The 15,052-nt window shown below is 72.0% G+C and carries 13 protein-coding genes; 2 read left to right on the top strand and 11 right to left on the bottom strand.

What is annotated here, in order from left to right:
* The first annotated feature begins 57 nt into the window (after positions 1-57).
* Together MKK64_RS02280 and gmk are read left to right on the top strand one after the other, a co-directional pair.
* Entirely contained in the window at positions 58-921 is an 864-nt protein-coding gene (locus tag MKK64_RS02280; protein ID WP_243932083.1) for a YicC/YloC family endoribonuclease, read from the top strand.
* A gap of 45 nt (positions 922-966) precedes the next feature.
* Positions 967-1,638, top strand: a complete 672-nt coding sequence (gmk, locus tag MKK64_RS02275) for a guanylate kinase (RefSeq protein ID WP_147728705.1) — start codon at positions 967-969, stop codon at positions 1,636-1,638.
* Positions 1,639-1,651: 13 nt separating this feature from the next.
* On the opposite strand, the gene MKK64_RS02270 is transcribed toward gmk, so the two are convergent.
* The 11 genes from MKK64_RS02270 to MKK64_RS02220 all read right to left on the bottom strand — a co-directional run bounded on the left by MKK64_RS02270 (position 1,652) and on the right by MKK64_RS02220 (position 15,033).
* Positions 1,652-2,239, bottom strand: coding sequence for a biliverdin-producing heme oxygenase (locus tag MKK64_RS02270; RefSeq protein WP_243932082.1), 588 nt, complete (start codon positions 2,237-2,239; stop codon positions 1,652-1,654).
* Positions 2,236-4,845, bottom strand: coding sequence for a histidine kinase dimerization/phosphoacceptor domain -containing protein (locus MKK64_RS02265; protein WP_243932081.1), 2,610 nt, complete (start codon positions 4,843-4,845; stop codon positions 2,236-2,238). The genes MKK64_RS02270 and MKK64_RS02265 overlap by 4 nt, the downstream gene beginning before the upstream one ends.
* 115 nt (positions 4,846-4,960) lie before the next feature.
* Positions 4,961-6,355, bottom strand: coding sequence for a dihydrolipoyl dehydrogenase (locus tag MKK64_RS02260; RefSeq protein WP_243932080.1), 1,395 nt, complete (start codon positions 6,353-6,355; stop codon positions 4,961-4,963).
* Between the two features lie 123 nt (positions 6,356-6,478).
* Positions 6,479-8,068 (bottom strand): c-type cytochrome, encoded by a 1,590-nt coding sequence (locus tag MKK64_RS02255; RefSeq protein WP_147841444.1) that lies wholly within the window; start codon positions 8,066-8,068, stop codon positions 6,479-6,481.
* A gap of 42 nt (positions 8,069-8,110) precedes the next feature.
* Positions 8,111-8,467, bottom strand: a complete 357-nt coding sequence (locus MKK64_RS02250) for a hypothetical protein (RefSeq protein WP_243932079.1) — start codon at positions 8,465-8,467, stop codon at positions 8,111-8,113.
* Positions 8,467-8,934: a TspO/MBR family protein gene (locus MKK64_RS02245; RefSeq protein WP_147728829.1), complete on the bottom strand. Its 468-nt coding sequence runs from the start codon at positions 8,932-8,934 to the stop codon at positions 8,467-8,469. The genes MKK64_RS02250 and MKK64_RS02245 overlap by 1 nt, the downstream gene beginning before the upstream one ends.
* Positions 8,935-8,945: 11 nt before the next feature.
* Positions 8,946-10,130, bottom strand: a complete 1,185-nt coding sequence (locus MKK64_RS02240) for a geranylgeranyl diphosphate reductase (protein WP_147728828.1) — start codon at positions 10,128-10,130, stop codon at positions 8,946-8,948.
* 136 nt (positions 10,131-10,266) lie between these two features.
* The gene (locus MKK64_RS02235) at positions 10,267-11,634 is read right to left on the bottom strand and encodes a BCD family MFS transporter (RefSeq protein WP_147858409.1); all 1,368 of its coding nucleotides are present in this window, start codon (positions 11,632-11,634) and stop codon (positions 10,267-10,269) included.
* Positions 11,634-12,515: a chlorophyll synthase ChlG gene (chlG, locus tag MKK64_RS02230; RefSeq protein WP_243932078.1), complete on the bottom strand. Its 882-nt coding sequence runs from the start codon at positions 12,513-12,515 to the stop codon at positions 11,634-11,636. Before chlG ends, MKK64_RS02235 begins: the two co-directional genes overlap by 1 nt.
* A gap of 203 nt (positions 12,516-12,718) precedes the next feature.
* Positions 12,719-14,167, bottom strand: a complete 1,449-nt coding sequence (ppsR, locus tag MKK64_RS02225; RefSeq protein ID WP_147728497.1) for a transcriptional regulator PpsR — start codon at positions 14,165-14,167, stop codon at positions 12,719-12,721.
* 35 nt (positions 14,168-14,202) lie between these two features.
* The gene (locus MKK64_RS02220) at positions 14,203-15,033 is read right to left on the bottom strand and encodes a B12-binding domain-containing protein (protein ID WP_243932077.1); all 831 of its coding nucleotides are present in this window, start codon (positions 15,031-15,033) and stop codon (positions 14,203-14,205) included.
* Positions 15,034-15,052 lie beyond the last annotated feature (19 nt).

Here is a 15,052-nt window from a genome sequence, read left to right as displayed (position 1 = left end):
CGCACGACGAAACCTCGGCGCCGCAACGCAGGGCATCGCAAGACCATGATCGCGAGCATGACCGGGTTCGCCCGGGCCGCCGGCACCACCGGGCCGGTGCAGTGGGCCTGGGAGGTCCGCAGCGTCAACGGCCGCGGGCTCGACGTGCGGCTTCGGGTGCCGAACGGATACGATTCCGTCGGCGAGGTCGCGCGCACCGCCCTGCAGAAGACGCTGGCCCGCGGCCAGTGCCAGCTCTCGCTCAACCTGACGAAGCCGGAGAGCAAGGCGCGGGTGCGGATCGACGAGGCGCTGCTGGCGCGGCTCGCCGAGGCCGTCGCCCGCGTGCCGGTTCCGGAGGGGATCGCGCCCGCGACGATGGACGGGCTGCTGTCGATCCGCGGCGTCGTCGAGGCCGAGGACGAGGCCTCCACCGAGCAGGACGCGCTGGCGCGCGACCTCGCGGAGGGCGTCGTGCGGCTCGTAGCCGACCTCGTCGAGGCCCGCCGCGCCGAGGGCCGGGCGCTCGCGGAGATCGTCGCGGCGCAGGTCGCGCGGATGGGCGTGCTGACGCAGGCCGCGGAGGATTGCCCGGCGCGCAAGCCCGAGGCGATCCGCGCCCGTCTCGCGGCCTCCGTCGTGGGCCTGCTGGACGCCGGCGGCCTCGATCCCGAGCGCCTGCATCAGGAGGCGGTGATGATGGCGGCCAAGGCCGACGTCCGCGAGGAGCTCGACCGCCTGCGCGCCCACCTCGAAGCGGTGTCCGAGCTCCTGGCGGCGGGCGGCGCGATCGGGCGGCGCCTCGATTTCCTGGCCCAGGAGCTTGGGCGCGAGGCCAACACCCTGTGCGCCAAGGCCAACGACGTGGCGCTGTCGCGAATCGGACTCGACTTGAAGGCCGTGGTGGAGCAATTCCGCGAGCAGGTTCAGAACGTCGAGTAGCGGGACTGAGGCGATGGGCGCGCGAGACACGGCCGGGGCACGCGGATGACGGACGCCCCCTCCCCATCGGTCTCGGACTCGATCGCCCGCCGCGGGCTGATCCTGATCCTGTCCTCGCCGTCGGGCGCCGGCAAGACCACCCTGACGCGCGCCATCGCCGATGACGGCGGCTGGGGTCTCGACCTGTCGATCTCGGTGACGACCCGCGCCCGGCGCCCGTCCGAGATCGCCGGGCGCCACTACCATTTCATCGCGCGCGAGGCCTTCGACGACCTGCGCAGCCGCGACGACCTGCTCGAATGGGCCGAGGTCCACGGAAACTTCTACGGCACGCCGCGCCGCCCGGTGGAGAAGGTGCTCAGCGCCGGCCGGGACATGATCTTCGACATCGACTACCAGGGCACCCGCCAGGTCCGCTCCAAGCTCGCCGACGACGTGGTGACGGTGTTCATCCTGCCGCCGAGCCTGGAGGAGCTGCGCCACCGCCTGGAGCGCCGGGCCGAGGACAGCCCGGAGACCATCGAGAAGCGGCTCGCCAACGCCCGCGTCGAGATCCAGCGCTGGAGCGAGTACGACTACGTCATCGTCAACGACGACCTGCAGAACGCCTTCGACGCCCTGCGCGGCATCCTGGCCGCCGAGCGCCTCAAGCGCACGCGGCGGATCGGCCTCGAAGCCTTCGTCGACGGGCTGCTCGGGCGGGATCGCGAGGGCTGAGGCGGCCTGCGCCTCAGCCGGCCCCGCACGCGGCGGACGAATCCGGCGCGCACAGCCAGATCCGAAGCGCGTCGAACGTCGCGGTGCCGGTCGCCAGGGCGGCCGCCTCCGCCTCCGGATCGCCCGACAGGCGATCGAGCCGCGCGCGGAAGGCGTTCCACATCACGCCGGTCTGCCGGCCATGGGCGCGGTAATAGGCGAGGCCCGCCTGCGTCAGCCCGTGCACCGCGCCGATGTGCCGGCCGATGACCTGGCCGCCGAGCGTGGAGCCTTCGAGCACGTAGAGCGCCCCCATCGCCGCGGCCTCGTCCGCGAACGTCACGGCCGAGGGCCGGGGCAGGGTGGCGATCTCGGCGTCCGGCATCCCGAGATGGGCGAGGTCCGCCGCCAGCGCGGCGAAGCGCCGGCGCGGGCCCCAGAACGCCTCGTCGGCGAGCGCAAGCCCGATCGCCGGCTCGTAGGCCGCATGGAATCCATGGAAGCGGGCGAGCAGGTCGCGATACCCGGGCAGCGTCGCGACGCACGCCCGCCAGTCGAGTGCGTCCTCGAGACCCTGATGCGACGAGGCGGTGGCGGCGCGCAGCCGCTGGTGCAGGCTCACGCCGTGATCGTGAAGCAGGCGCCGGGCGCGTTGTCGACGTCGAGACGGGCGTTGATCTGGTCGAGCATCGCCCGGATCAGCTTCATCCCGAGCCCGACGCCGGTGCCGTTGGCGCGGGGCTTGGTCTCCGACCAGCCCTCGGGCAGGCCCTCGCCGTCGTCGCAGACGCGCAGCCGCACGCTGCCGGGGCCGTGGGCCGAGACGGTGACCGCCACGCGGCCGACGCCCTCGGGCTTGGCGGCGTACTTGAAGGCGTTGGTGACGAGCTCGGTGGCGATCAGCGAGAGCGCCACGGCCTTGCGGTAGGGCACCATCAGGCCGGGCTCGGCGGTGAGGTCGACGGCATGGCCGCCGCCCGCCATGCCGGCGAGGTCGGTGCAAAGCGCCTCGATGGTCTGGCCGAGGTCGACCTCCTCGACGTTCTCCGCCTGATACAGGCTGTCGTGGACGCGGGCGACGCTCATCACCCGGGCGGAGGTGTCGGCGAAGGCCTGCCGGGCGGCCGGATCGGAGACCTGGCGCCGCTGCATCTGCAGGAAGGCCGAGACGATCTGCAACGAGTTCTTCACCCGGTGGTCGATCTCGCGGGTCAGGAGATCCTTCTGGGCGAGCAGGCGCTCCTTCTCGGCGAGGAGGCCGGTGAGCTCGTCGATCTTGCGGCGCTGGCGCAGGACGACGCCCTCGACCGCGTGGGCGAGGGAGCCGGCCAGCGACACCTGCCAGTCGGCCCAGGGGCTGGCGAAGCCCGTGCGCTCCTCGACCCAGCGCTCGAACGAGCGCCGCGGCAGCACCGCGACGGGCCCGTTGCCGGCGAGCACCGGTTTCCGCGGATCGCCGCTCCACGTCACCGTGCTCGACACCTCCGGGCGGAACCAGATCAGCAGGTTCTCGCGGGATTCGTCGACGAACGCGGCGAGCACGCCGCTCGCGATCTCGCGGTGCGGGGCGGCGGCGGGACACTGCGCGGAGAAGTTGGCGCTGGCATAGGTGGTCTCGCCCGGCGCCAGGATCTCCTTCAGCCAGTCGCCGATCGCGCGGACGGCCTCGTCCGGGGGCGTCGTGCCGATCAGGGTCGCGCGCGCGCCGGAGACGATCGCCGCGCCGGTCGACCCGAACAGGTCGAGGAGGGTGGTCGAGCCGCCGGTCAGCGCCGCGACGAAGTCGTCCGACCGGGTCAGGCCGCGGACCAGGCGTCCTTCGGTGTCGAGATGGGCCTTGCGCTCGGTCCAGAGCCGGCGCGCCTCGATCTCCTGCACGCGCATGGCGAAGGCGTCCGTGAGCACGGTCGCGGCGGCGCGGGTCTCGGGCGCGACGTAGTGCGGGTGGCGGTGATGGCCGATCATCAGGCCCCACAGCCGCCCCTCGACCATGATCGAGATCGACATCGAGCCGTTCACGCCGAGGTTGCGCTGGTACTCCAGGTGGATCGGCGAGAGCGTGCGGTGCTGCGCGAAGGTGAGGTCGATCGGGCCGTTGCCGGCCGCCGGCGCCGCGACCAGGGGCACGGGCACCGAATCGCGATCGATCACGAAGCGGCTCTTGGCCTTGGTGTAGAGCGCGCGCGCCTGGGCCGGGATGTCGGAGGCCGGGAACCGCAGCCCGAGCAGGGCGCGCGACCAATCCGGCACCTTGTCCTCGGCGATCGCCTCGCCGTTCCAGTCCGCGTCGAAGCGGTAGACCAGCACGCACTCGAAGCCGGTGAGCGCCCGGACCTCGAGCGCGGCGATGCGGGCGGCCCCGCTCAGCGTCTCGGCGGCCCGGAGGCGGGTGACGGCGAGTTCCGAGTCGGTCTGGGTCGCGACCCGGAAGTCCTCGGGATGCTCGGGCTCGAGCTCCAGCTCGACGATGACCCGGCCGGAATGGGCGTGGACGATGGCGTAGTAGCTGGCATGGTCGTCGCCCGCGAGCTTGAGCGTGCGGCGGATCGAGCGCCCGTCGTCGAGGGTGGCGCTGGCGAGGCGCTGGCGGATCGTCTCGACGAAGGCGGTCGGCAGGACCTCGGCCAGAGGCAGGCCGGCGATCCGCTCCGGCGCGCGGCTGAGCACGTCGCGGACGTTGGTGCTGTGGGCCAGGATCTCGAGCGTGCCGGCATCGGCCGCCAGCATCACCGCGTTCGGCTGGATCGAGCCCGGGATGTGGATCGGCTCGCGCTCGCAGAGCTGGGGATCGACCGGCTCGGCCCGGACGCGGCGGCCGATGGCGGCCATCACCGCCTCGCGCGACTGGCCCGCGCCGAGGGTCTCCACCGGGGTGATCGTGAGCCAGGTGACACCTTTGCCGCTCCGCATCCGCACGCGGGCGCGCAGGGGCTGCGGCATGCGCCCGAACACGAAGTCGAAGCTTTCGTCGAGGTGCCCGCGGCGGGTGCCCGCGAGGAAGCGGCCGAAGAACCCGGGGACGTTGGTGCTTGGCACCACCTCGCGGAAGTAGTTGCGGCCGATCACGGCGGCGCTGGCGAGGCCCGAGAGCGCGCTCGCCCCCTCGCTGAACGACACGATCGTCCCGGCGGCGTCGAGCCCGATCACCCCGATATCGAGGCCATCGCGCTCTTCCGCCGTCAGGGCGTCGAGGTCGATCGCATTGCCCGCGGCAACGATCGTGGACATCAGGAATGGGACCGCGTCATCTGCGGCCCGGTATGACCCGTGGGACGGGCGGGCGCAATGGTATCCGCGATGCGGCAAGATGAAGGATCGGTCACGACCGTCCGGCGTCCGGCGATCATCCCTTCAGCGGTTGTATAAGATCGGACAATGCGCTCGCAAGTCCCTCTTCGACGGTGGGATGGTAGATCGGCCGCGCCAGAAGGTCGTCGACGGTCCGTCCGTCGCCGATCGCGTGCGCCACGAGATGGGCGAGGTGCTCGCAGGACGGCCCGAGCATCTCGCCGCCGAGCAGGCGCCCGTCCCGATCCGCCCAGAGCCGGATGCCGCCCCGGTTGACGCCCTCGACCCGCGCCCGGCCCTGGTCGTCGAACGACATCCCGCCGACTACGCGCCCGTCGCCCGCCTCGGGATCGAACGGCGCACCGATGCTCGCCGCCTGCGGGTGGGTGAACACCATGGCGAGCGCCGGCCAGGGCTCCGGCGCCGCGAGGGCTCGGCCCGCGGCGAGGGCCGCCGCGTTCCGCCCCGCGATCCCGCCCTGGCGGCTCGCCTCGTGCAGGACCGGTCGCACCGCGTTGGCGTCGCCCGCGATCAGCACGGGCGCTCCCGCACAGAGCAGGGTCCGGGTGTCGAAGGCCGGCATGCCCTTCTCGTCGAGACGAAGCCCGGCCTGCGCGAGGTCGAGGCCTCGGACGTTGGGCGGCCGGCCGGCGGCTGCGAGCACCCGGGCGAAGGTGCCGGTGCGACGGGTGCCGTCGGCCTCCGCCCAGGTCAGCTGCGCCCCGCCGTCGACGGGCTCGGCCGAGACGAGTTCGGACCCGAGATGCAAGGCCATCTCGTCGGAGAAGATCGCGGCCGCGTCCTTCCGAAGGCCGGGCTCGCTCAGGCCGGCCAGGCCCGACCCGGTGTCGAAGAGGTCGACGCGCACGCCGAGGCGCGCCATCGCCTGGGCGATCTCGATGCCGACGGGCCCTCCGCCGATCACCGCCAGCGACGCCGGAAGGTCGGGAAGCTCGAACACGGTGTCGGTGGTCAGGACGGCGTCGCCCAGCGGCGCGAGCGGCTTCGGAATGCTCGGGCTCGATCCCGTGGCGATCACCGCCGCCCGAAACGCCACGCGGCGGTCGTCGTCGAGCGCGAGCGTCCGGGCGTCGAGGAACCGCGCCTCGCCGGCGAGCCGCTTGGCCGACGGGATCGCGTCGAGCCCGTCGCGCACCCCGGCGACGAAGCGGTCGCGCTCGGCCCGCACACGCGCCATCACCGCGGGGCCGTCGACCGATACGCCCGACACCGCGACGCCGAACAGGCTGGCGCGGCGCGCGTCGTGGGCCGCCGCCGCGGCCGCGACGAGCAGCTTCGATGGCATGCAGCCGACGCGTGCGCAGGTGGTGCCGCCGGGGCCGCGTTCGATCAGCACGGCGTCGGCGCCCGCCGCCTCGGCGGCACGGAACGCGGCGATCCCCGCCGTGCCGGCCCCGATGACGGCCACGTCACAGGTCTGATGCGTCATGGTTTTGAAAAGACCGGGATTGCGGAATCGAGCGACACCGCGACATCCCCTCGTCGGCGCGGCCGGCCAACGCGCCAATCGCGCGCTGGTTCGTCAGGCCGCCCGCGACCGGTTGCCCGTGGCTCAGTTCGGCTTCGGCATCGCCGGGGCCGGCATCGTGCTGGCCTGCCGCTCGGGGTGCTTGAGCTGGCTGTAGACGAGGTTGCTGAAGCTGCCGATCGTCGCGTGCCAGGGCAGCTTCACGTCGTCGGTCTCCGGCTTGGCGGCCTTGCAGAATGCCGTGGTCAGGCCGTTGACGATGTCGTCGTCCCGTCCCGCGGGCAGCGCCGACTTGATCTTCGGCAGGAGCGCATCGATGCGCGGAATGAAGTCCTCCTGCTTGAGGCCCTTCAGCTGTTCCGCGGCACCGGCGTCGGCCACGGCCTTGGCCACGTCCGGCTGCTCGATCTCGGCGCAGGGCGCATTGCCGGCGAGCATGGTGCTCGTCGCCTTGCGCGCGTCGGCGGCGACGCCGGACTTCAGGACGGGAGCGCTGTTGCCCCAGGAGTTGCGGATGTAGTCGGTGACGTCGGCGACCTGCTGGTCGGTCATGCCCTGGCCGATCGCGGTCATCGGCGCGTAGCCGCTCTGCGCGCCGAGCCCGCCGTAGATCACGCGCAGCACCGTCTCCGGGCCGGCCGACTGGACCGAGGTGTTGCCGGCGAGCGCCGGGATCGCACCCTCGACGCCCTTGCCGTCGGGCTGGTGGCAGGACGAGCAGTAGCTGAGGTAGACGCCCGCGCCCGGCGCCCCGGTGGTGTCGTAGGCCTGCAGGTCCTTGGACTTGTAGGTCTGCTTGGCCTGGTAGGTCCGGAGATACGCGACCATGGCCTTGAGGTCGGCGTCCGTCATCTTCGAGAGCGATTCCTCGATGGTCTGGCGCATCGGCCCGGCGGCGACACCGGGCTTGTCGCCCGGGGCGGTGCCGGTCTTCAGGTAGGTCACCACCTGCTCCTCGGTCCAGGCGCCGATGCCCTGGTGGCCGTCGGGGGTGATGTTCGGGGCGTACCAGCCGTCGATCACGCCACCGCCGAGCTTGCCCGCGAGGCTGCTGTTGCCGACGATCTTATTCTCGTTGTGGCACATGCCGCAGTGGCCGAGCCCCTCGACGAGGTAGCCGCCGCGGTTGACCTCGGCGGTGGCGTTCGGATCGGGCTTCCACTCGCCCGGCGTGAAGAAGGCGGTGCGCCAGGTGATCAGGGCGGTGCGGATGTTGAACGGGAACGGGATCTCGCTGTCCTTGCGCGGCTCCTTCACCGGCTCGAGCGAGCGCAGGTAGGCCCAGATCGCCTTGACGTCGTCGGTCGTCACCTTGGTGTACCAGGCGAAGGGGAAGGCCGGGTAGAGGTAGTGCCCCTCGTTGTCGATGCCCTCGTGCATCGCCTTGACGAAGTCCGCTTCCGTCCACTTGCCGAGGCCGGTCTCGTCGTCGGGCGTCAGGTTGGGGGTGCGGATCTTTCCGATCGGCGTGTTGAGGACGTAGTTGCCGGCCAGCCGCTTGCCGCTCGGGCCGGTATGGCAGGCGACGCAATCGCCGGCGGTGACGAGATACTCGCCGCGCTTCACCAGATCCTGGCTCGCGCCCCCGGCAGCCTCCTGCGCGAAGGCCGCGATCGGCAGGCTGGAACCCAGCAGAAAACCGGAGGTCGCGGCCAGAGCGAGGAAGCCACGCATGATGCCTAATCTCCGGTTGTGGCAAGTGAGAAGCATAATAATTCAGCTTCGCGGCCGCGCGTTGAACGCGGCCGCCGCGTCGGAAGTTCCTGGCACGCCAGGGGCGCCGGTGCGACCAAGCGTCAGGCCGGCCGGGTTGCGCAGGCGCGGCACGAGGTCCCCGAGATGGGCGCCGAGCGAGACCAGCATCCAGCCGGCGACGACCGGCCAGGGCGACTGGACCAGGGCCGCACGCACGGCCAGCATCAGCGCCGCCCCGGAGACGAGGTTGCACAGGAGCGGCACCGGCGCCGGCCCGCGACCCGTCCGCCACCGGAACGCGAGCAGGATCGCGGCCTCGGCGGCGACGAGCACGAGGATCGCGTCGACGATCCGGCCGGTCGCGAACCACTCCGCCATCACGCGGCTCCGAACGGGCCGTTGAGCCGCACGATGGCGCGGTTGAGGAAGCCGGCGATCGTCACCCAGAGGAGGTAGGGCGCCAGCAGCACCGCCGCGACGCCCGAGACCGGCAGCGTGACGGCGATCAGCGCCGCCACCGAGAGCCAGAGCAGGACGAGCTCGAAGAATGCCCAGTCCGGCCGCTCGGCGCGGAAGAACAGCGCGCTCCAGGCGATGTTGAGCACGGCATTCACGGCGTAGGCCGCGAGCAGCACGACGCGCTGCGGCTCGTCGGCCTCGCTCCAGGCGATCACGGCGGAGACGACGCAGAGCGCGAAGATCGTCGCCCAGACCGGGCCGAACGCCCAGTCTGGCGGCTTCCAGGCCGGGTTGCGCAGGGCGCGGTACCACGGGCCGGTGGTGGTCAGCACGCCGCCGGCCAGGGCCACCACGAGCGCGGACAGGGTGGCGATCGCCGCCGGCATCCAGACCTCGCTCAAGGCGAGACCCAGCGGAACAGGTGCGCCATGTCCTTGAAGAAGATCTTCACGTGCGCCATCGGCTTCTTCCGCACCAGCTCCTTGTTCATGTAGCTTTCCCAGGTGAGCTGCTGCACGTCCTTGTCGCGGCAGATCGAGACGAAGCGCTCGCGCAGGGCGTCGTTGCGGTACCAGACCGCCTGCATGATCCGCAGGATCAGGAACACCCGCCCGTGCAGCTTCATGAAGCGGCGGCGGGCCTGAGCGAGGGCGCGGGCATCGCCCGTCCTGAGGAACGCGTCGGCCGCGTCGGCGGCGAGCCGGCCGCCGAGCATCGCGTAGTAGATGCCCTCGCCGGATGCGGGGGCGACGATGCCGGCGGCATCCCCCGTGAGCAGGACGTCGCGGCCGTTGTCCCACTTCCTCAGCGGCTTGAGCGGCAGCGGCGCACCCTCGCGGCGGACCGTCTCGCCCGCCGCCAGCCCCGTCGACTCGCGCAGGTTGCGGATCGCGGTGCGCAGCGAGAAGCCCTTCCGCGCCGAGCCGGTGCCGATGCTGATCGTCTCGCCGTGCGGGAAGATCCAGGCGTAGAAATCGGGCGAGTGCTTGCCCTGGTAGAACACGTCGCAGCGCGTGGCCGCGTAGGCTCCGCTGCCGTCGGCCGGCGGCCGGACGATCTCGTGGTAGGCGAAGACCTGGCGCATCCCGGCATGGCCCGGGATCTCGGCCCGGCCGACCGGGGACGAGGCCCCGTCGGCACCGATCACCAGCTTGGTCCGCACCGTGCGCGCCGCGTCACCGACGCGGTAATGCACCGTGGTGCCGGCGCCGTCGCGGACGATGCGCTCGTAGGTGCCGGGGCGGTGGTCGGCGCCGGCGAGCGAGGCCCGATCGCGCAGCCACGGATCGAAATGCTCGCGGTCGACCATGCCGACGAAGCCGTCGCCGACCGGCATGTCGACGGCCGTGTCGGAGGGCGCGATCATCCGCGCGAGCTTGATGCGGGCGACGATCTGCGCGTCGGGGATGGCGAAATCGCGGATCGCCCGCGGGGGGATCGCGCCGCCGCAGGGCTTGATCCGCCCCGGCTTGTCGAGGAGCAGCACGCTGCGGCCCATCCGCGCCAGGTCGGTCGCCGCCGTCGCGCCGGCGGGACCGCCGCCGACCACGACGCAATCGAAGAATTCGGGGGCTTCGGACATGCTGTGCTCCCTGGCGTTGGTTTCGGCGGGCGGCGCTTGGAGCGTCTTCCCAGATCGCCGGATCAAAAAAACGCTCTCTCGTCGTCGGGTCGGATGTCCTTCACGCGAGCCGGCATCCACCTCGCCTGAAAACGCCCTAGAACCGCGGCTCGAACCGGAGATCGAGCGCCGCCCGGCGTTGCGCGCGCGGCACGCGGGTGGCGCCCGCATGCTCGATCCGCAGCGCGATCAGGGTGGCGAGCACGAACAGCAGCGCCTCCGCCAGGAAGACGGCGGCGTAGGCGTGGACGGCTTCCGGGGTGACGAGGCGGGCGAGGTCGACCGCGACGGTGCCGAGGAAGCCGCCGGCGCCGAAGGCCACGCCCTGCGCCGCGCCCCACACGCCCATGCGCGTGCCGCGCTCGGCCTCGCCGCCGGCGCCCGCGAGCCCCATCATCGAGCCGATCGCGGCGACCGCGAAGACGCCGTTGAACAGGCCGAGGCCGAAGACCACGGCGCGTAACGGAAACTCCGGCCCGACGAGGCCGCCGGCCGCGATCCCGACGAGCATCGCGCCGGAGCCGGCGCAGCCCAAGGCCGTCCAGAGCTTGAGCGAGCCGAGCCAGGGTCCGCCGACGCCCATGGTGAGACCCGCGACCAGCAGCATCCCGGCGAGCACGCCGCCGTGCTGGAGGCCGGCGAGCTTGGTGGTGGTGCCCGGCGTCATCGCGAAGACGAGGCCGGCGAACGGCTCGAGGATCAGCTCCTGGGCGCTGTAGGCCAGCATCGCCACGAAGATGAACACGGTGAAGCGGCGCGAGGCCGGCTCGGACCAGACCTTGGCGAGCACCGCCCGGAACGGCGCCTTCGCAGAGCCGGCGGTCTCCGATCGCACCGGCGCGACGGTTGGCTCGACCCCGCGCACGGCCAGGCACGCGAGGGCGAACGCCGCGAGCGAGACGGTGCCGGAGACCGCGACCAGGCGCGCGCCGGAGAACGGATCGAGGAAGTGCCCGGCCAGCGGCGCCGTGACCGCGAAGCCGGCGATCATCATCACCCAGACGATGGTGGCGGCGGCACCCCGGCGCCGATCCTCGACGCCGGTGGCGAGCAGGACGAGGAGCGAGGTTCCCGCCGCGCCCGCGCCGATGCCGACGGAGAAGAAGGCGAGGATCGCGAGCGAAAGGCCGGCGGGGAGGTTCGTCTCGGCGAGCGCCGTCGCCGCCGCGGCGAGGAAGCCGCCGAGCGCCAGGGCGGCCATGCCGCCTACGATCCACGGCGTGCGGCGGCCGCCGACATCCGAGCCGTAGCCCCAGCGCGGGCGCAGCACCTGCACCGCGTAGTGCAAGGCGACCAGCGCGCCCGGGACGATGGCGGGCAGCGCCAGCTCCACCACCATCACCCGGTTGATGGTCGAGGTCATCAGCACGACGACGGAGCCCAGCGCGGTCTGGACGAGGCCGAGACGGACGATCTGCGCCCAAGAGAACGAAGATGTGAATGACGATGAGGCGGGCGCGGCCATCACGGGGCTCCCACGAGCGGGCGGAGCGCGAAGGCGGAAACCAGCATGCCGAGCACGTAGAGGGTGGTGCCGGTGCCGTTGTACCAGGCGGCCTTCGCCCGCGGCGCGGCGAGCAGCCGGCGCATCAGCGCGATCTGCCCGACGAGCAGCAGCCCGACGATCGCGGCGTGCCACCCCCGGCTCCAGCCGTAGAGGAACGCGATCACGGCCACCTGCGGCACGGTCATCACGAGGCAGGCGAAGCGGGCGGCCCCCGCGATGCCGAGCTGGACCGGCAGCGAGCGGATGCCGGTGAGGGTGTCGCCCTCCACCGACTTGAAGTCGTTCAGGGTCATGATCCCGTGGGCGCCGATCGAGTACAGCGCCGCGACGATCAGGACGCGGCGGTCGGGCACGGTGGCGGCCATTACGGCGGCGCCGGTGAACCACGGCAGCCCCTCGTAGCAGATCGCCACGGCGGAATTGCCCCACCAGCCGTTGCTCTTCAGGCGCATCGGCGGCGCGCTGTAGAGCCATGCCAGGACGAGGCCGAAGATCGCCGCGCCGAGGATCCAGGGCCCGAGCGCGGCGGCGACGAGGAGCGAAAGCCCGGTCCAGGCCCCGGCGACGTAGAGCCCCCAGCGGCCGGGCATGCGGCCGGACGGGATCGGGCGGTTCGGCTCGTTGATCGCGTCGACGTGGCGATCGTACCAGTCGTTGACCGCCTGGCTGGTGGCGCAGACCAGCGGCCCGGCGAGCACGACGCCGGCCATGATCACCGGCCATTGCCCGTTGGTGGATTGCCCCGACGAGACCACGCCGCAGGCGAAGGCCCACATCGGCGCGAACCACGTGATCGGCTTGAGCAGTTCGACGAGTGCGCTGGGAGCCGGTGTCGCCATGGTGCGAGGCTAGGATCTCGCCCTACGAAGTGTCAAGCAGAGATGACACGACAGATGATCGAAAACTTGGACACATGAAGGTAGGAGTAGTGCCAAGCTGAAACCAAGCGGGCGAGGTCGAATGCCGACGGACGGTCCATTCACGATCGTTCCGGCGGCGGACGTCGCGCTTCGCGGGTGGAGGCAGGCCGAGCGGATTGCGCTCAGGCGTCGGGATAGTCGGGCCCGTCGAGATCGCCGATGCCGTAGCGGCGCAACTTGGCGTAGAGGCCCTGGCGACTGAGCCCGAGCATCTCGGCGGCCGAAGCCCGGTTGTCGCGGGTGATCCGCAGGGCCGCCTCGATGCAGAGACGCTCGATCAGGTCGGTGGTCTCGCGCACGAGGTTCTTCATCGAGACGCGGCCGACCAGCTCGGTCATCTGCTCGACCGAGCGCGGCAGCTCGTGCCCGCCCGACACCGCCGTCGCCACGGCACGGCGCGGCGTGCCGCGAATGGTGAAGCCGAGGCAGGGCGGGCGGGCGTTCGGCACGGCGACGGCGGCGATCTCGACTTCCTCGACGGATCCGAGAAGGCCGCGCAGGCCGGTGGCGAAGTGGCGGACCGAGCCGTGCTCGGCCAGCGTCGCGAACAGGGTCGCGGCCTCGGTCTCCTCGCGGCCGATCCAGCGGTCGATCAGCTCGCCGCGCGCCTGCTCCACGGTCGCGACCTGGGCGAGGTCGAGGAAGGCCCCGTTGGCGGTGAGGATCCGCCGCGACAGGTCGGTGACGACGAACCCTTCGGGAATGCCCTCGATGACGTCGAGGAGCGGGCCGCGCCGCTCGGGCGACGCGGCGTCGCCGATCGCGGAATCGCTCAGCCGCAGCAGCGCGCTCGCCGAGCTGCCTTGCCGGAACAGCGATGCCGAGATCCGCGCCTGCCCGCGGCTTCCGGCGAGCCGGGTCTCGAGATCCTCGGCCTTGCCGGTGGCGCGCAGGCCGGAGAACAGCAGCTCGATCTCGCGCCCGCTCGCCGCCTCGAACAGCTCGACCACGTCCAGCCCGAGGATCCGCTTCTCGGTACGCCCGAGGAGCCGGACCGCGGCGGGGTTGACCTCGGTGACCCGGCGCGTGGCCGCGTCGACCACGAGCACCGGCTCGCTGCCGAGCTGGAACAGCATGCGATAGCGGGTCTCGGCGCCGCGCAGGCGGAGATAGTCGCGCTCCAGCGCCTGCTGCGTCTCGACGAGCTTGCGCTGGAGCGAGGCCATGGCGAGCAGGTTGCGGCCGATCGCGATGATCGAGCCGTCCGTGCCGAGGCGCATCGCGGCGTAGCGGATCGGCAGGTCGTCGCCGGAGACGGACGGGTGGTTGACCTGCCGCCAGCGCGTCACCCCGTCCGGCGCGGCGTCGCGCAGCAGCGCGTCGATCTTCGGGCGGCTCTCGACGGTGACGGTGTCGATCCAGCGCCGCCCGAGCCACGTGTCGCAGCCCTGGCCCGCGAGGTCCGGGGCGGCGAAGGCCGCGTCGCGGATGATGCCGTCGGCATCCACCACCAGGGACAGGTCGGTCGCGGCCGCGACGAGAAGGCCCGCCGCCTCTCCCCCGAGGGCCGACAGGGTCTTGCTCAGGGCTGCGGAGGGGTTCTGCGCAGCGTGGGTGGCCAAGCTGGTCAAGTCTCACCGCTTCGTGAAGTCGTCGATCGGGTCTTTCAGCAGGCTCCCGCCCTGAGATCAAGCATGAACTCGGCGGCGGCCACAGCACGACGCGCATCCGTGGCCGTGGCATCAGCACCCACGCGCTCGATATGCCCCGGATTGTCGACGAAGATCGGGCCGCCGACGAGGATGCGCACGCCGGGATTGAACGAGACCCGGCGCAGCTCGTGGACGGTCTTGGTCAGGGTCGGCAGAAGCACCTCGCAGCCGAGCGACAGGCCGATCACGTCGAACCAGGCGGTCCGCGCCTGGTTCAGGATCTCGCCCACCGGCGCGAGCGCCGTGCTCGTGACGTCCCAGCCCGCGTCGCGAAAGAACTGCTCGATCATCGACAGCCCGAACATGTGGGTCTCGCCGGGACAAAGGCTCAGGAGGATGCTGTGCCCGTCCCGGTGCCCTCCTGTTTCGCCGCCGTAGCGGCGCGCGAGGTCGTGCATGATCCGCTGCAGGCGGCCCATCGCGATCGTCAGCTCGGCGAAGTCGCAGAGGTCCTCCTCCCAGAGCACGCCGAGGTGCCGCGCGGTCGGCGCCAGGAGGTCGAGGAGCAGGCTGTCGAGGGCGAGGCCGTCGTCGACGAGCGCGGCGATGCGCGCCTCCACCACCTCGCCGGCCGGCGCCAGCACGAGGGAGGCGAAGGCCTCGATGTCCTCGGCGGTCGGCTTTCTCGGCCCCGGGCCGCGCGTCGACGCCTCCATGCGGTGTGCGAGCATCAGGCGGGGGATGATCTCGGCCTCGACCACGCGGGAGAGGTGACCGTGCCAGCGATCGGACAATTGCTGCCGGCGCGGCGGCGCCTGCTGGTCGATCTCGCAGGCTGACGCCATCTCGCGAGCGAGCGCTAGG

Origin of the sequence: Methylobacterium sp. E-025 (genome assembly GCF_022829705.1) — a bacterium.
Classification (GTDB): domain Bacteria; phylum Pseudomonadota; class Alphaproteobacteria; order Rhizobiales; family Beijerinckiaceae; genus Methylobacterium.
Note: the sequence above shows the minus strand (reverse complement) of the source record. Positions and strands in the feature narration are given on the sequence as shown.